Here is a 17,357-nt window from a genome sequence, read left to right as displayed (position 1 = left end):
TAAACTTGAAATGATCATGACAGCAACGCTAAACAGCATGCGGAGTGGGGGATGGGCAAGGTCATTTTATCACTGGATGGTGGCGGAATACGCGGTGCTGCAACAACCCAGTTTTTATATCACGTCAATACCGGGTTACAGGAACGGCATGATAAATCATTACGAGATTGCGTCGACTTTTACGCGGGCACCAGCACAGGTGCAATCATAGCGCTGGCTCTGGCAACAACTCAATTGTCTGTCGACGACATTAATCAGCTTTACAACGCGCAAAATGCAACGCAAATTTTTGCTGAAAACGAGGGGCTTTTTGAACTCGACGGCATCAATGCGCCAAAGTATGAAGCGTCCGGAAAGCGCAGGATACTACAGCAAAAATTCGGTGATGCCTCACTGGCTGAGGCTGCCGCGCGCGATCGTCATGTTCTGGCAGTAACGTATAACATTGAAGCCCGCAAACCTTGTGTCATCAAAACGACAGATCCGCAACATCTGGGTTTAAAAAGTTGTGATGTCGCTGATGCCAGCAGCGCTGCGCCAACCTACTTTCCAACACGTGGTCTGGCAATGGGAGATGAGGGCTTTGATAACTGGTTAATTGATGGCGGAGTTACGGCGAACAATCCCACCCTGTGTGCTATGGCGGAGGCAAGGCGCCTGTGGCCACAAACGTCAATGGATGAGATGCGAATTTTGTCTGTCGGAACCGGCTACAGAACGCGCAAGATAAATGGACCGGCATCATGTAACTGGGGGGCGTTAGGCTGGATGACACAGGGCAATATTATCGACATTCTGTCGGACGAGCGCGTTGTTGCTTACCAGGCCATAACCATGGCGACGACCGGCAACTATATTAGGGTGAATGCTGAAATGCGCAGGCAGCCCGGGCTTGCGTCGCCGCCTGATGATGCTATGGATGATGTTAGCGCCTCGAATATCCTGCGCCTTAAAAAAATGGGGGATTTCTGGTTCGAGCAATACGGCAGTGCAGTGGTTGACCTGCTAGCCGGCACCTACGAAGGAACGTCTCTGGACCGCATTGATCCCATAACCGGTAAGCCTAAACCCTTTGGCTAGAATACGTCTGTCGTCACTGTGCGTGTGGCGCGTTGAGGGCAATGGCCGTCGCCTTTGATAAGTAAGCACTAGCTTAGTGCTTGTCAGGCGATTGCCGGGTTTATGCCTGCATTGCCGGTGTGTAAGTAAAGACCAGATTGCGTCCTCTCTGTTTGGCAGTATAGAGCGCACTGTCGGCCTGACTGAATAATTCATCCCAGGTCGTCATAATGCCGGTGGAGGTTGCGATGCCAATACTTACAGTAGCCTGAATGTCGACGTCATTAAACGTAGTAGAGTTATCGGCAATCCGGTCTAGCATGCGGTTAGCGACGACCTGGGCAAAATCGGCTGACAGGCCAGGCATGAGTATGGCGAACTCTTCGCCACCCAGTCGTCCAACGATATCATTATCCCGCGTGCCACTTTCCAGTGTTGTAGCCAGGGTTCGCAGTACTTCGTCACCTGCCTGGTGACCGTACTGATCGTTGATTTGCTTAAAGTAATCGATGTCGACAATCAGCAGAGAAAAATGCCCGTTTTCCTGCTGATTGATAATATCCAGCGCGCTTGCGATAAATGCCCGTCGGCTGAGGAGCCCGGTTAAATCATCATGGTTTGCCACCTTTTTCCAGTATTCCTTTTTGGAAATAGTATGCAGCAGGGGCAACAGCGCAGCAGTCGCGATGGTCAGTAGCAGGTGTGAAAGCAGCGTAACGTTGAACAGCGCCTGGGTGTCACTTTCGCCCCCCGACGCCATTTGCACAAAAATGACGGTGCCCTGAAAGAACATGACAAATGCGTGCACGACAAGGGTAGCGCGTATAACCGTAAATAATGTCTGTACAGGCTTTTTCTGCTGGTAAAAAGCACCGTCGCAAAGTAGCAGCATCACTGCCATCATGAGCGATGTAATGGCATTGGCGACCGACCCGAGGGTGCTGGCAACGGTAACAATGCCAAGACCGACAAAAAAGAAAAAGCGGGTTTGCCTGGCCAGCTTGGGCTGAACGCTGGCATGCTCATACTTAGCAATACCGGTGAACAGCGCATAGGTAGCGCTGAACAGACTGAGGCATGCTAATAATGTGAACAGGGCAATATCACTGTACAAATGCGCGGTGACGCTCATGACTATACCGGCACTGTATAGACCACACGCTATACTCCAGTGCCGGTAAGCGCCGTCATCCGGAAGCCGACGGCAAAGGTACGCGAAATATATACCGACGAGCAAATTTACAGTGAACGCCATGGCTATCCCAATTGGGAGAGTGACGGTCATAAATTATCTCTTTGCAGTAGTCACGAGCGAATACGCTTTCGCCTCGGATTAGGACTACCTCGTAAAAAACACAGTATAGCAGTGGTACGTAGGCAGCCCTGATTTGGTGCGTATTGATTTTTCTGTTGGCGTATAAAAAGGTATACCTGAAGTTTAGCCTTCCCGCCCCTCCTGCTTACAGGTGGCAAGGCGTTCACGCGCCTCGGTGTCCTGTGCGAGGACCTGTTTTAAGTCTTCCATGCGCTGACGGACCGCAACCCCGTATGTTTCATCATCACCCCATAATGCCGACAGCATGTACATTGATTCCACATCATGCTCACGAAATAATCGTCCGGCACGCTCCGCCTCTTCCTTTTGGTTTCCCAGCAGTTGTAATGCTTCAACAGCTAAAACAATCGCCGAGTCGAAAGTTTCACGATTAAAAACAGAGACTTTTTGCTGGATTAACTGATAGGCATGACGCCGGTCTCTGGCTCTGGCCGCCAGTTGAAGGTTGGGATAATGCTTCCTGGCAAGCGCAACAATTTCCAGAGTTTTGTCCGGATCATCAATTGCAATGACCAGGAGACGGGCATCCTGAGCGCCAGCTGCGTCCAGTAATTCTTTACGGCTTGCATCGCCATAGTGCACCTGACTGCCAAAGCGCCTCAGAAGGTCAATTTGGGAAGGGTTGTGATCAAGTACGCTAACTTCGTAGCCCTGTGCTTTGAGTAATCTGCCTACTACCTGCCCGAATCGTCCGTAGCCTGCGACAATGACATGCCGTGAAGGGGCGATGTCGGCGGGAGAGTCAAACGCGGGGGCGTCGCCTGCGCTGTTCTTCTGCAGATATGCAAATGCCATCAACAACAACGGTGTGACTAGCATCGACATTGTCACAACCAGGGTCACAATGGCGGCTTCAGCCTCTGATAAGATAGCCAGCTTGCGGGAAAGTGTCAGCAGGACAAAGGCAAATTCGCCCCCCTGGGCCAGGGCAATCGTAAATAACAATCGCTGGGAGCGACTGATATTATACACCCGTGACAAACAGTAAAGTATGCCTGCCTTTATGCAAACCAGAGCCAGTACCAGTAGCAGAATAAGGCTCACATTGTCAGCAAGCAGGCCAAAGTCTATAGAGGCGCCCACCGCCACAAAGAAGAGCCCCAGTAACAGCCCTTTAAAGGGCTCGATATCAGCCTCCAGTTCGTGACGGAACTCACTCTCTGCCAGTACCACACCCGCCAGAAACGTGCCTAATGCAGGGGATAAGCCCAGCGTTTGCATCAAAAGTGCAATCGCGATCACTAAAAACAACGCGAAAACAGTGAAAATCTCCCGCATGCGTGTTTTGGCAATGTAGCGGAACACGGGTACCGAAATGTATTTGCCTGCCAGAATAATACCGATAATTGCAGCAATGGACGCCCCAACCTGAGCCAGTACCGGCCAGTTTGCTGTCAAAGCTGCGTGATCAGATTGTACGGCACTCTCCGGCATAAAGGATAGCAACGGCAGCATGGCCAGGATGGGGATCACGGCGATATCCTGAAAGAGCAGTACAGAGAAACTGTTCTGACCCGCTTCCAGTTTAAGCCAGCCCTTCTCCTCAAGACTTTGTACTACAATGGCTGTGGATGAGAGTGCAAGCGACAGGCCTATCGCCAACGCACTTTGCCAGGCCATATCAAACAATAGCCATACTGCGGCAAATAGCGCAAGGGTGGTCAGTGTGACCTGCAATCCGCCAAGCCCCAATATGGAGTGACGAAGTCGCCACAGGCGTGACGGCTGCAGCTCCAAACCGATAAGGAAAAGCATCATCACCACACCGAATTCGGCAAAGTGCATTACTTCCGACTGGTCGCCGACGAAGGCCAGCGCATAGGGGCCGATCATCATGCCTGCAATCAGATAGCCAAGTACGGAACCCAGTCCCAGTCGCTTGGCAATAGGAACAGCAACAAGGGCAGCGCCCAGATAAATCAGTGAAAGCAACAGCATTGGCCGGACCATAATCAAAATGAATACATAAAGCGCATTAGATAAAAAACACCTCGCCCAGTCAATCAGCGAGTCTGGTCAGCCCTGAAATATCTATTACGCATCGCAGCGCGACGTGTGCGGAAGTATCAGGTGTAGTGCAGGTTTGCAGCGCATCGTCGGTAAAAATTCTGGATTAATCTGATTTTCCAATTATCTGCATTAGTTTTATAAGTTGTACCAATATTAGTCCTTTGACTATTTTAATTAGACCAGAGTGAACGGTTAGTAAATCGTTAACAGCGTGAAGGCGCTGTAGACAACTGATGGGTATTGAAGAGTAAGGATGAACGTAAAATGAGATCCATGAACAACAAACGAACAGCACTCTCGGCAATCATTGCGCTGGCAATGGCTACAGGGCTCGCGGTTGCTGATGAACAAAAACAGATGAGCAAGCCAGAAGGAGCGAAAGGCAGTGGGATGACCCAGGCTTTTACGCCGAAATCGAATAATTTCTGGTGGCCCGATCAGCTCGATCTGTCGCCATTGCGCAGTCATGATCCGCGATCGAATCCGTATGGCGAAGACTTCAATTATGCGAAAGCATTTAACGAACTCGATCTGGACCAGGTTAAAGCCGATGTCGAGGCCTTACTCACAGACTCACAGGACTGGTGGCCTGCAGACTGGGGGAATTACGGCCCGTTCTTTATTCGTATGGCATGGCACAGTGCCGGAACGTACCGCACACTCGACGGTCGTGGCGGCGGTGACGGCGGACAACAGCGTTTCGACCCGCTAAATAGCTGGCCTGACAACGGCAACTTAGATAAAGCCCGTCGTTTGCTCTGGCCAATTAAACAAAAATACGGACCGGCTCTGTCGTGGGGCGATTTAATGGTACTGGCGGGTACCGTAGGTATGGAGAATATGGGCTTCGATACCTATGGATTTGCCGGTGGCCGAACCGATGACTGGGAGCCTGATTTGGTGTACTGGGGCCCGGAAGTGGAGATGCTGGCCAGTGACCGCGAAGAAAAAGACGGAAAACTGCAGCGACCCCTCGGGGCAACGCACATGGGGCTTATTTACGTAAATCCGGAAGGCCCTAAAGGAAAGCCGGATCCTAAGGGGTCGGCGAAGAATATTCGGACCGCTTTTGGCCGAATGGCGATGAATGATGAAGAGACTGTCGCTCTGGTGGCGGGTGGTCACACCTTTGGGAAAATGCACGGGGCACACAAAGCCGGCGATTGTCTGGATAAAGAACCGGGGGCGGCCGGTCTTGAAGAGCAGGGACTTGGCTGGAAAAATAAATGTGGTAAGGGGCATTCAGAAGATACGGTAACCAGTGGTCTTGAAGGCGCCTGGACTCAGGCCCCTACTAAGTGGACGACCCTCTATTTATCAAACCTGCTGAATAATGAATGGGAACAGACCCGTAGTCCTGGTGGTGCCATAATCTGGGTGCCTGAGAACAAGGCTATGCATAACACAGTTCCGGATGCCCACGTTGAAGGCAAGAAAAATCCGCCGGTAATGACAACTGCAGACCTGGCGCTGAAAGCGGATCCCAAATACCGGGCGATTGCTGAGCGATTCCTGGCTAACCCTGATGAGTACCAGCAAGCGTTTGCCAAAGCGTGGTTTAAACTGACACACCGCGACATGGGACCCAAAGCGCGTTATCTGGGGAACGATGTGCCAGAAGAAGACTTCCTGTGGCAGGACCCGGTGCAGGATGTGGATTATCCGCTGGTCAATGATGGTGACATAAAGCAGCTTAAACAAGCAGTATTGGATACCAATCTGACTACCCAGCAACTGGTGAAAGCGGCATGGGCGTCTGCGTCCAGCTTCCGGGCCTCCGATATGCGTGGTGGCGCGACGGGTGCGCGTGTCAGACTGGAGCCTCAAATTGGCTGGCAAGCTAACGATCCGGCAGAACTGAAAAAGGTTCTCGCCACGTTGCAAGAGGTGCGCAGTGACTTTAACAGCAGCGCCACAGGTGACAAGCAGATATCCATGTCAGATATGATTGTGCTGGCTGGGGCTGCAGCGATAGAGCAGGCCGCTGCCGACGCGGGCGTAGATATTACCGTACCGTTCGTGCCTGGGCGTGGTGATGCGACGCAGAGTCAGACAGATGTAGACGCTTTTGCGTTGCTCGAGCCAAAAGCCGATGCGTTCCGCAACTACTTTAATGCACAGACCAGTTATCAGGGGCCCACGCAGATGCTGGTGGACAAGGCTGCTCAGCTGAATTTATCAGTTCCTGAAATGACGGCCTTACTGGGAGGCATGCGCGCTCTCGGAGCGAATACCGGAAACGCCAGCCATGGCGTGCTGACAGACAAACCCGGAGTGTTGAGTAATGATTTCTTCGTCAATCTCACTGACATGGATATCAAATGGCAAAAAACCGACAAAGAGAGTATCTACGAAGGGGTTGATCGGAGCTCTGGTGAGGTTCTCTACACGGCAACGCCGGTCGATCTTATCTTTGGGTCGAATTCAGAGTTGCGCGCTGTAGCGGAAGTGTACGCGTATGATGGTGCAAAAGACAGATTCGTCCGTGACTTTGTCGATGCCTGGACTAAGGTCATGCAACTGGACCGGTTTGATCTTCGCCATGATCTCAGTGCCAGCATAAACTGACTGGTGGCAGTGCGATAATCACGTTGTTAAGGCCAGCCTTCGGGCTGGCTTTTTTTATGACGTTTAAGCTCATCTTTGACGGCAACCAGGCCATAAGGTATGCCCGTCACCGTAAAACTCTATCGTTTTCAGTGATCTGACAGGAAGTATTTCAATTTTCCCACTATGCTTGAAAGTCTGTGACGTATTTTACGTATTACCCGCTCCAACCTGTTTTGCAGCCACATGGGGCGCCGGTACTACACTTAACAAGGCGCAGGGATGCCCGTTCAATCACTCACTACTCAGGCGGATTTATGTTTGCGAACCGGTCACTTTCCTTCAAGCTGCAACTTGTCGTAGGGCTGCTGTTTATTGTTCTTACCCTGTGCTTTCTGGTTATCAGCCTGATCAGCCTGAGTCAGACCCGCGATGACATCGTCGGTCAGGTGTCTGAAGAAATACGCCAGCAGATTGAGAACACAATGTCGTCGCGCGCCGAAAGCTATGCTGCAGATATGTCGCTACTGATTGAAAAAAATTACGCTTATTCGCATATTCTTGGGCAACAGTTAGCGGGCAGTATTGAAGGGCCGGCCAGTCTGGCGCTGAATCGCGCTCAGGTTGAACACTCGGTGGAAACGCTGCTTAGAGGTGGCAGCACATCGTCAATGTATGCGCAATTTGAAAAGAACAAGTTTGACGGTAACGCGTCGCAATTTATGAGCGGGAACAGCCATTCAGTTCCCGGTGTCGGCTCCTTTGAGATCTATTTTGTGCGGGAGGAGGACGGCAGTATCTCACAGATCCCTATTGATGATGCGCAAGAGAAGTTTGATGAGACGCTGGATGAATTTGGCAACCGGGCGGCAGAATGGTATCTGTGCAACAAGGACCGGCTGAAGCCCTGTATTGCGAACCCGTACAATTATGAAATCAGGCCGGGCTACACCGAAGTCATGACCAGTTTGACGGTGCCGGTGATCGCCAATGACAGTTTTCGGGGCGTCGTAGGTGTCGATCTGAATTTACCAATACTCCAGCAATATGCCTCAGAACTCAAAGCAAGTCTCTACAACGGTAGCGCAGAGGTGTATGTCATCAGTCACGACCGATTTGTAGCCGCGGCGACAGATGCAGAGAATAAATTAGCCAGACCCGTGTCTGAAATATTTGCAACAACCGCACAGGCGTCATTGCTGGACAATATTGTTACCTCAAGCGAGACGCAGGTACACGACGGTTTTATGTATCTGGCGCGGCCTATCAGGCTCTCGACCCCCGATGTTAACTGGCAATTAATTGTTGCAGTTAACTATGATACCGCCATGGCGCCCGCTACCCGCATCAGTGATCAAATTGCCGGAGATATCTCAGCGCTGCTCTGGATGTTACTGATTGCCGGGGGCGTGTTACTGGCTGTTGCGTTGATTCTGGTCAGGGTGTTTACCGGTAGTGTTGTCGATCCGGTCAGGCTGGTGGCAGAAAAAATGTCAGAACTGGCCGGTCAGGGAGGCGATCTGACACAGCGCATTGATGTGCGCTCCCATGCAGAACTTATTCAGTTAAGTACGGCCTTCAATCAGTTCAGAGAAACCGTACGTGAAATCATGGAAGAGGCCAAAGAAGCGGGTAACTCAGTCAGGCAAGACAGTGAAGAGTCGGCAGGCTATGCTGAACGCACCAGTGAGCAGCTCCAGCGCCAGCTTTCTGAAATCGACAGTGTTGTGTCCGCCATAACGCAAATGTCCGAAACAGCCAGAGAGGTGGCCAGCACGGCATCAGATTCCTCCCGTTATGCCAATGATGCGAATGAGTCGGTGAAACAAACAGAAGGAAAAGTGTCTACGTCTGCCGATGAGGCGAAACAACTGGCAGAGCAAATGCGCACTGCATCAGAAGCGGTGAGTAAAGTATCAAGCCGCAGTGATGAAATTCGCAAAATTCTCGATGTGATTGGTGCCGTGGCAGAACAAACCAACTTACTTGCATTAAATGCGGCCATTGAGGCAGCCAGAGCCGGCGACCATGGCCGTGGCTTTAGTGTGGTTGCCGATGAGGTCCGGGCGCTGGCATCAAAAACCGCGCAGTCGGTGGATGAGACTTCGCGTGTTATTGATGGGCTGCAGACGGAGGTAGCCACTACGGTATCGATAATTGATAAAGGTAATGAAAGCGCGAACGTAGCTGCTGAACGTTCTCATGAGGCGTTTGCACAAATGCGCGAAACGGTTCAGAACATTGATGAAATTAGTCAGCGTATGATTCAGCTTGCAACAGCAGCAGAGGAGCAGAGTCAGGTAAGCGATGTGCTGAATCAGAATATGGTGGTTATTGGCGATGCGACCAAAAATGTCTCTGAATTAGCCGATTCATCCAAAGTCAGCGCGCAGAATATCAAGCGGGCAGTGGAAAAACTAAATACGTATCTGGATAAACTTAAAACCCGTTAGTTGAGGGAGTACCGCGCCCTGGCGCGGTACTTACATTCACCACGACTAGTTTTTGGCCAGTGTGGTTACCCGCTGCAGTTTTTCAAGGTTTCCCTTAATCAGGGCTGGCATGCGCGCATTTTTATCGGCCGCCTCAAGATCCGCTGCCGCCGCGACCAAGTCGTCGTTAAGGTAGTGCAGGACGGCGCGATTATTCAGTGCAATCGTGCTGGTCAGCTTGTTACTGTGTTGCACAGCATCATTGCAGTAGCGATTGGCCTGTTCAAGGTCTCCCGTTGCAACATGAGCAACACACAGGTTGGTCAGGATTGGCAGACGGTTGCCGGTGACCGACGTTTTAGCCAGCGCTGCTTCCAGTTTACGGATGCCTGTCTGATAATTTCCTGCTTCGACATCACGTACACCGTTGACGTCTTCAATGCTGGTTTTCATCGAAAGTACGGGTTCAGCGTTTACGCTGGTACCGATAAACAGTGCACCCAAAAAGAATGCGCCAAATTTGCTTACTCGTGTTTTGATCATGGTAGTATTCCTCCAGCCTCAGGGCGGTGTCAGTGCATCAGTTTGTTAACCCGATGTAACAAGGGTTAATGAAAAGATAGCGGGAAAGGACCTGAGGAACCTGACGGCTGCACGATGATTCGCTAAGGTTTAGCTAATGAAACTGGTTTTTATACCTGTCCAGACAGACGTTCTGACTCACGTTGAGACGATAAACTTCACTATGGATTGGTATTCGCCTTATTTTTAAGGACCGAAGAATAAGAGGTAAATGTGACCCGTTCACATCCGGATAAATTTCTACTCGAAGGCTTTACCATAGACATGGGGGATAACACGATTGCCAAAGACGGCAATGTCCGCCATGTTGAGCCAAAAGCCATGCAGGTGCTGAGTGTGCTGGTAGAGCATGCCGAAAATACCGTTAGCCGTGACTTTCTGCTAATTACCCTGTGGGAAGGCCGGGTAGTGGTTGAAGAGGTGCTGACACGAGCAGTATCGCAGCTTCGTTACGCACTCGACGACAGTAAATCGCGACGGCTGATTCAGACAGTGCCCAAACGCGGTTATCGCCTGACAGCAGCGCCGCAAACGATACAGGCTGAGCCTGATACTGACACTCAGCACAGTGACGCTGCACAGAGCAAAGCGGCGACGCCGTTCTGGTTGCCATTGATGTTTATTGGCATGATTGTGATTGCCGTGCTGCTTGGCACGCTCACCGGAGAGCTCGATGAGACACCGCCGGGGTTCGCGCCAGCCAGACTGGCGGTATTGCCCATTAATACGGAATCTCTGCCTGAGCAGCAGGCACAGCTGATTAAAGGCTTCACCGAGGATCTGACCAGTGAGCTGGCGACCATAAACGCCTTACAACTGGCGACCGGATACAGTTTCGATAATGGTGTGCCGCAACAGGAGCGGGTCCGTCAACTGGCTGACAGGCTGGATGTGCGTTATGTGATCACCGGTGAACTGCGTGCTTCCGGAGACAGTGTCAGGGCGGTGCTGTCGCTGGTGGATGTATCGACGGATACGCTGATGTGGTCTGGTGGCTTTGATAATATCTTCGCGCAGCTTAACAGCGTCAGACAGTCAGTACTGCAAACGATTCTCGATGAGCTGTCGGTGTCCGAACAGACATCCGGCGTATTAAACAAGCCGGACCCGGTTGCATATAAACATTATCTAAGTGGCCGCTACTGGCTGATGAACGGTACAACCAGTGAGTGGTTTTACCGAGCGGAGCGTGAATTTCAGAAGGCGGTTGCGCTGGCACCGGATATGGCAGAGGCGCACGCAGCCCTGGCATACATTTATGCACGTTATAACTTCCACGATCTGTATATGCCAGAAGATAAGGCTACAGAGAGCGCTGAACAGGCGATTATGCGGGCCCTGGCTATCAATCCGTCTGCGATAGCCGCTTACCAGGCCAAAGCAATTCTGGCTACACAGCGTGGCGATTTCTCTGATGCACAGGCCGCCCTGGACTTTATTATCGATGAACATGGCGAGGACGCGACAACACAGTATTTATACTCAGAGCTGGAACTGGCCAGGCTGCAGCCAGATAAAGCAATAGAGCGGGCACGTCGTGCAGTCCGGCTGGATCCGCTGTCGCAGTGGGTTAATGTTAACCTGGCTATTGTGCATATTTGGCGCGGAGAGTATCAGGCCGCCCAGGCCGCAATCGAAACGGCGCTGAGCGTGGACGAACGGTATACCTGGGCCTACGTCTGGCAGGCAAAGTTACGTGAGTTGCAGGGCGACACAGAAGGCGCCATCGCGGCTATGCAGCGCAGTCTTGATGTCGATGACCGTTCTACTCCTAACAACCTGTACCTGGCCGACTTGTTGATGCGTGCCGGAAAACCTGATCAGGCCAGTGTCTATTTTGCTCAGGCGGCTGCATTGTCGGGGGATTCCGCTGCCGCGCGACTGTGGCAAAGTGCGCCCCGGTTTTTGTATCGTCAGCAAGACAAAGCGACGGCAGTAGAATTGTTCGAACAGGTTAGCATGGTAGATTTTTCAGTGGTCAGTTTCGTGCCGGCTCTGGTGGACCTATACCGTAAAACCGGTAAAGAGAAGCAGGGACTGGCGTGGCTGAATACAGTGGCAGGCAAGCAGTTGGTAACCCAGCCGAAAAACTGGACGTTGCTCAGTGCTAAGGCCGCTTTGCTGGAAAGTGCAAAAATGAAAGAGAGCGGCAGTTACAAAGAAACGCGTCGCCAGCTTAACCGGCTACGTCAACACTACCCGGTGCACGCAGAAACGGATGGACTGACAGGCGATAAGCCTCAGACTCCGAAGTGACTCTCAGCGCGGAGCATTAACGGACAGCACTTCTGCGTTTTGGGTGCGTTCTGCTTTGAGTCGTACTTTAAGCTGCTCAATGGTCAGTGGATGGCACAACAGATATCCCTGGACCTCAGCACATTGTGTTTCCTGCAATACTTTTAACTGACTGTCCGTCTCTACACCTTCAGCGACGGAATTTACACCGAAATTAGCGGCAATATCGATAATCGACATGACAATCCGCCGTGTGCTGGTGTCTGCTTCGACACTGTTGACAAAGGCCCGGTCGATCTTAATTTCATCGATAGGCAGGTTTTGCAGCATCGCCAGCGAGGTATAGCCAGTGCCAAAATCGTCGATCGAAAAGCGTAACCCCAACGCTTTTAGGGCCATCAGAAGCTGACTGTTGGCCCTGGGGTTCTCAAGCGCAGCTGTTTCTGTAATTTCCAGCTGGCAGTACCTGGCAAAGTGACTGTAGTGCGTGAATAATCGGGTCAGTGCCTGCAGCTGCAGTTCGTCATTAAACTCAGTGGCTGAGATATTCACCGAAACGCGGGGCAGCACAGCAAGGCAGTCTGAATCAGACAGCTCTTTGTAGGCCTGACGTATGACCCAGTCAGAAATGCGGCCAGATACGCCAATTTCTTCCGCGACAGGGATAAATTCCGCAGGCGATACCGGGCCAAGTTCAGGGTGATGCCAGCGGCACAATACTTCTACACCGCACACTTGTTTGCTCAGCGCATTGTATTGCGGCTGGTAAACCAGGGAAAAACGGGAAAAGCAGTCAGGCTGGCGAAGCGCATGGACTATCAGCTGGCGACGCTGTAACTGAGTTGACAGTTCGCGGCTAAAGTAACCGAACAGGCCTTCACCTTTGCCTTTCAGGTTTTGCAGTGCGGCGGTCGCGCGGGTGATCAGCTCTCTGCTTCGCTTACCATCGCCAGGTGCAATGGCGATCCCAATTGACGCCTGAACCGGATAATCCAGTTTGTCACTTACCCGCTTCAGGGCATTGAATACCCGGCTGGCATAGACATCAAAACTATCACTGTGCTCGTGATGAGAAACCGCGATACCAAAATTGTCAGCCCCCAGCCTGCCAATCAAGGCGCCGTCGCGAAATTCGTTTTTAAGCTTATTTGCCAGTGTCAGCAGCACCTTGTCAGCGAATTCATGGCCTTTACTTTCATTAATTTTAGAAAAATTGTTGATATCAATATCCATCATTATCAACGACGAGCCGTGTGGCAGGCTCTTCAATATTTTGTCCAGTGCCAGTGAGAACTGAAAATGGCGGGGCAAGTAAGTCAGAGGATCGATTTGCAGCAGCGTCTGCGTTTTTTTGACTGCCCGTGACAGCAGCATAAACAGCAGCAGTGATGTGACGACCACATAAAACCAGCCTTTATAGGTCTGAAGTTCCTGATACGCCTTTGTATCTGCAACTAATAATGACAACGCCTGGTCAGAAAACAGGATCCAGAGCCCGCCCACAATTGCATAAATTAGTGCACCTGACAAAGCAGAACGCAAGTTTCGTCGCATCGTATAACAGCCATTTATCTACAACCGTGCAAAGCATAACACGCGAAATGAAAAAGTCTTGTTCCTCGACAAAAGAAACGCGCTTTTATCAGAATGCGCATGAGCTGAAGTTATTGATCCGCTTAGTACGCCAACGAAACCACTGTACCTGGCGCAGATGAAATTGTCGCATAAGGGGTGCTATGATGGTCATTTACGCCTTTTGGAACGAAACACTGGCATGTCTGTGATGCAACGCACGTTGGTAAACCTCGATATGATTAAGGATGACATCGCAATGTTGCCTGCGCATGCCTACGCGTCAGCGAGTCACCAAAAGCTGGTGAGACAGTACCGTGAATTACTGGTTTCCATTGATGCGTTGTTGCCTCAGGTTACCGAGAAACAGTTTCGTACATTCACTGCACAAACCGAGCTTTGCCACCTGTTGTCACAAAAGCAAATGGTTGGCGTTCAGCAGAAGATGATCTCCAGCGTGCTGGCGTACTGGGATGCCGATCAGAAAGCACAGGGGATCCTGGCGGCAGAGTTTGATCCGCAGGCAGATAAGCGACTGGACTTGCTGCAGGTGAAAGCGGTGCGGGCAAAATCTCAGCTTAAAACTGTTGCCGATGCTATGGGTAAGGCCGACTACCAGGCGTTTGTCAGCGCGCTAGGACTGGCGGGCACAGAACTGGAGTGGTCGCAGTTATGTGCAAGGGAGTAATATCCCTGCACGTTAAAAATGGAGCGGGGCTGGTAGCGTCACTTAATACCGCCATGCCGTTATTTGCATAGTAAGGCGCTTTATATAAACTTAATTGGAAAGGTACTCGTATCAGGCGTCATTCAACACCGACGCTGCTCTGGGAGAAACAATGCGCGACTATCTGGTGACCCGGGCTGTCACTGTACCAGATGAAATGCGACTCAGCCGCTACAGGAAAAGTCCGGAGCTTGGGCCCAGGGTTCTTTTTTTTAGTGGGGGAACGGCGTTAAACGGCGTCGCCCAAAAACTCACCGAATATACACATAACTCCATTCACCTGGTTACGCCGTATGACTCCGGGGGCAGTTCTGCCAAGCTCCGAGCTGCGTTCGATATGCCTGCTGTAGGCGATTTACGAAGCCGTATGATGGCATTGTCGGACGAGACGGTGTTAGGGCACCCGAACGTCAAGCGCCTGTTTAACTATCGTTTTTCCAAACGCAGCAAAAATACCACGTTGCATAAACGGCTAAGCGGTATGGTTGCAGGCACCGATAAGCTTATCCGCAGTATTGACGCTCCGATGCGCACGCTTATCTGCCATCATCTTGGCTATTTTCTCAATGCGATGCCGGCATCGTTTGACTTACGCGGTGCCAGTGTTGGAAACCTGATTCTGGTAGGGGGATACTTAAACCAGCACCGTGAGCTTGATCCGATTATTTACTTATTCTCAAAGCTGGTAAACGTGCGCGGTACGGTACGAATGATCACTGATGACAACTATCACCTGGCCGCCAGACTGAGCGACGGCACCGATATTGTTGGCCAGCACCGGCTGACTGGTAAAGAAAAGCCGAAAATAACCAGCTCGGTGAAGTCGCTGGCATTAAGCAAGCGCTCTGATCGCCTGGAGCCCGTACAAAGTCATCTCAACCAGCAAAACAGTGAGTTAATCGGGTCGGCCGAGCTTATCTGCTATCCGCCGGGCAGCTATTATTCGAGCCTTACCGCCAACCTTTTGCCACAAGGGGTGGCCAGCGCCATTGCAGGGAATCCGGGGCCAAAAGTGTACATTCCCAACCGCGGAACGGACCCAGAGCAGTATGGTATGTGTCTGCATGATCAGATTGATACATTGCTGGCGCAGTTACAAAGTCAGTTTGCAAACCCTGTCGCGCCATCGGCTTTGCTTAACTTCATTGTCTACGACAGTCGTTTTTGTCCGCAACAGGATACGATAGACGCTGAAAAATACCGCCAGCTCGGCATTGAAGTGATCGATACGAAGCTGGTCAGAAAGAGTCAGCCGGATATTTATGATAGCGATCGGCTGGTCAGTGCACTGTTGTCGCTGAGTTAATCTGGTTACAATACCGGGCGCGTTTCACACAGGCACCGCCACTGCTGAAAATGCCGGCAACAGCTGTCATGGCGCCAGCATTGACTGTTGGCGCTGTTGACATGAGAAGCTGCCCTATGGCGTTGTATTTTTCACCGTCATGGCAGATTCATTCAGTACCCGAACCTCACGCTGTGGGAATGGGATCTCAATGTTGTTAGCTTGCAATGTTTCGAACACGATAAGCAGCAAATCGCCACCTACCCGGTTTTTCCCATCGTCGATGCCTTCCATCCAGAATTCGACAAACATATTGACCCCGGAGTCACCAAAACTGTCAATTTCACAGTCAGGACGCTCTTCAAACGGAATGTCCTCGCCGCTGATCACCTGAGGGTGTTCGGCGACAGCGTCTTTGATAAGCTCCACCATTGCGCGTATGTCGGTTTTGTAGGCGACAGAAAAATCAATCCGGTAACGCTGTTTTGGATCTTTATGGGTCCAGTTGATAAGCAGCGAGTTGATGAATTTTTCATTGGGAACCAGGATATCTTTGCCGTCGTAGGTTTCCAGCACGGCGTAGCGCATTTTGAACTCCCGCACGAAGCCCTTGCTGCCGTCCTCCAGTTCGACATAGTCACCCACGGTCAGCGAACGGTCGAGCAGAATAATGATGCCGGAAATAAAGTTAGAGGCAATCGACTGTAAGCCCAGGCCCAGACCCACACCTACAGCACCACCAAAAACGGCCAGTGCGGTCAGGTTTATACCCATAATGTTCAGCAGTAACAGAATCACAATACAGAACAGGGCAACTTCAAAGAGTTTGGCAAAGACTTCTTTGGTCGTGATATCCAGGTTTTTATGATTGCGAATGATATCCTGACCAACGGTGTTTGAGGCGCGGCCCAGCCAGAATAGCAGTGCACCGAAGAACATCACCCGGGTAACACCATAGGCAGACACATTGACATTGCCGACCGTCATCGAAACGGACGACAACGCCTCAATCACCGTGGGTAATACGCCTATAAGATGTAAGAAAACAATCGGCAGGCCAACCCAACGCATAAACGCAGCAATGATCCCATTACTCACAAAGGCATTGATAAACGAGTTGAGGAAAATCATTACTGCTACTACCAGCGCAATGTTCAGCAACCATGCGTCAAACTGGTATTGCTCACCCAGCACCGTGGTAAGCTTCAGAAAGCTGATTGTCAGTACCGGAAAAATAGCGCTGCCCAGCTTATATATCAATACATACAGGCTGTGCGCGCCCGACTCAGGCTGTGAGTGTGTGTAACGAAACTGCTTTTTAAGCCGCACTGCAATAACAAAACTGGCCAGGTAAATCAGGCCAATCACCAGTAGTTGCATCAGGAATTCGGTGCTGACGACTGCGGCGCGGGTTTTATCAATCAGCGCTTCAAACTGTTGAGACAGCGTTGCTACTTCCATTTTTATTATTAATCCGGTTCTGTCAGGTCAAAGATGCGTATCAGGTAACGGTAGCCCGCGCTTTCAGCAATGGCGAACAGCGCTTGGCGAGGCGTCTCGCAGGCAGAGACG

General features: G+C 51.2%; 11 protein-coding genes. 6 read left to right on the top strand and 5 right to left on the bottom strand.

Annotated features, from left to right (window positions below):
• Window positions 1-51: 51 nt before the first annotated feature.
• Window positions 52-1,080, top strand: coding sequence for a patatin-like phospholipase family protein (locus IE054_RS15115; RefSeq protein ID WP_189407885.1), 1,029 nt, complete (start codon window positions 52-54; stop codon window positions 1,078-1,080).
• A 100-nt stretch (window positions 1,081-1,180) separates the two neighbouring features.
• Here the strand turns inward: IE054_RS15115 and IE054_RS15110 are convergent, their stop codons facing one another.
• Together IE054_RS15110 and IE054_RS15105 are read right to left on the bottom strand one after the other, a co-directional pair.
• Entirely contained in the window at window positions 1,181-2,344 is a 1,164-nt protein-coding gene (locus IE054_RS15110; RefSeq protein ID WP_229805194.1) for a GGDEF domain-containing protein, read from the bottom strand.
• A gap of 153 nt (window positions 2,345-2,497) precedes the next feature.
• Entirely contained in the window at window positions 2,498-4,333 is a 1,836-nt protein-coding gene (locus tag IE054_RS15105; protein ID WP_189407883.1) for a monovalent cation:proton antiporter-2 (CPA2) family protein, read from the bottom strand.
• Between the two features lie 336 nt (window positions 4,334-4,669).
• On the opposite strand from IE054_RS15105, the gene katG reads away from it, so the two are divergent.
• Together katG and IE054_RS15095 are read left to right on the top strand one after the other, a co-directional pair.
• Window positions 4,670-6,973 (top strand): catalase/peroxidase HPI, encoded by a 2,304-nt coding sequence (gene katG / locus IE054_RS15100; protein WP_189407881.1) that lies wholly within the window; start codon window positions 4,670-4,672, stop codon window positions 6,971-6,973.
• Between the two features lie 296 nt (window positions 6,974-7,269).
• On the top strand, window positions 7,270-9,405 hold the full coding sequence (locus IE054_RS15095) for a methyl-accepting chemotaxis protein (RefSeq protein ID WP_189407880.1): 2,136 nt from the start codon (window positions 7,270-7,272) through the stop codon (window positions 9,403-9,405).
• Window positions 9,406-9,450: 45 nt separating this feature from the next.
• On the opposite strand, the gene IE054_RS15090 is transcribed toward IE054_RS15095, so the two are convergent.
• On the bottom strand, window positions 9,451-9,927 hold the full coding sequence (locus tag IE054_RS15090) for a hypothetical protein (RefSeq protein WP_189407879.1): 477 nt from the start codon (window positions 9,925-9,927) through the stop codon (window positions 9,451-9,453).
• A 252-nt stretch (window positions 9,928-10,179) separates the two neighbouring features.
• Between IE054_RS15090 and IE054_RS15085 the strand changes: the two genes are divergently transcribed.
• On the top strand, window positions 10,180-12,222 hold the full coding sequence (locus tag IE054_RS15085; protein ID WP_189407877.1) for a winged helix-turn-helix domain-containing protein: 2,043 nt from the start codon (window positions 10,180-10,182) through the stop codon (window positions 12,220-12,222).
• A 3-nt stretch (window positions 12,223-12,225) separates the two neighbouring features.
• Here IE054_RS15085 and IE054_RS15080 read toward each other — a convergent pair whose 3' ends face one another.
• Window positions 12,226-13,755, bottom strand: a complete 1,530-nt coding sequence (locus tag IE054_RS15080) for a putative bifunctional diguanylate cyclase/phosphodiesterase (protein ID WP_189407876.1) — start codon at window positions 13,753-13,755, stop codon at window positions 12,226-12,228.
• A 229-nt stretch (window positions 13,756-13,984) separates the two neighbouring features.
• On the opposite strand from IE054_RS15080, the gene IE054_RS15075 reads away from it, so the two are divergent.
• Both IE054_RS15075 and IE054_RS15070 read left to right on the top strand, forming a co-directional pair.
• Window positions 13,985-14,461 carry a hypothetical protein gene (locus tag IE054_RS15075; RefSeq protein WP_189407874.1) on the top strand — a complete coding sequence of 159 codons (477 nt, stop codon included), beginning with the start codon at window positions 13,985-13,987 and terminating at the stop codon, window positions 14,459-14,461.
• Between the two features lie 151 nt (window positions 14,462-14,612).
• Entirely contained in the window at window positions 14,613-15,806 is a 1,194-nt protein-coding gene (locus IE054_RS15070; protein ID WP_189407873.1) for a GAK system CofD-like protein, read from the top strand.
• A gap of 114 nt (window positions 15,807-15,920) precedes the next feature.
• Here IE054_RS15070 and IE054_RS15065 read toward each other — a convergent pair whose 3' ends face one another.
• Window positions 15,921-17,246: a mechanosensitive ion channel family protein gene (locus IE054_RS15065; RefSeq protein ID WP_189407871.1), complete on the bottom strand. Its 1,326-nt coding sequence runs from the start codon at window positions 17,244-17,246 to the stop codon at window positions 15,921-15,923.
• Between the last annotated feature and the right edge of the window lie 111 nt (window positions 17,247-17,357).

Origin of the sequence: Alteromonas halophila (assembly GCF_014651815.1) — a bacterium.
GTDB lineage: Bacteria > Pseudomonadota > Gammaproteobacteria > Enterobacterales > Alteromonadaceae > Alteromonas > Alteromonas halophila.
This window is presented reverse-complemented; position numbering and strand designations above follow the sequence as displayed.

Excerpts from the sequence above, each read along its gene's own strand:
- IE054_RS15110 (WP_229805194.1), bottom strand. The coding sequence starts at position 2,344 with ATGACCGTCACTCTCCCAATTGGGATAGCCATGGCGTTCACTGTAAAT.
- katG (WP_189407881.1), top strand. The coding sequence starts at position 4,670 with ATGAGATCCATGAACAACAAACGAACAGCACTCTCGGCAATCATTGCG.
- IE054_RS15075 (WP_189407874.1), top strand. The coding sequence starts at position 13,985 with ATGCAACGCACGTTGGTAAACCTCGATATGATTAAGGATGACATCGCA.
- IE054_RS15070 (WP_189407873.1), top strand. The coding sequence starts at position 14,613 with ATGCGCGACTATCTGGTGACCCGGGCTGTCACTGTACCAGATGAAATG.
- IE054_RS15065 (WP_189407871.1), bottom strand. The coding sequence starts at position 17,246 with ATGGAAGTAGCAACGCTGTCTCAACAGTTTGAAGCGCTGATTGATAAA.
- IE054_RS15095 (WP_189407880.1), top strand. The coding sequence starts at position 7,270 with ATGTTTGCGAACCGGTCACTTTCCTTCAAGCTGCAACTTGTCGTAGGG.
- IE054_RS15105 (WP_189407883.1), bottom strand. The coding sequence starts at position 4,333 with ATGCTGTTGCTTTCACTGATTTATCTGGGCGCTGCCCTTGTTGCTGTT.
- IE054_RS15090 (WP_189407879.1), bottom strand. The coding sequence starts at position 9,927 with ATGATCAAAACACGAGTAAGCAAATTTGGCGCATTCTTTTTGGGTGCA.
- IE054_RS15115 (WP_189407885.1), top strand. The coding sequence starts at position 52 with ATGGGCAAGGTCATTTTATCACTGGATGGTGGCGGAATACGCGGTGCT.
- IE054_RS15080 (WP_189407876.1), bottom strand. The coding sequence starts at position 13,755 with ATGCGACGAAACTTGCGTTCTGCTTTGTCAGGTGCACTAATTTATGCA.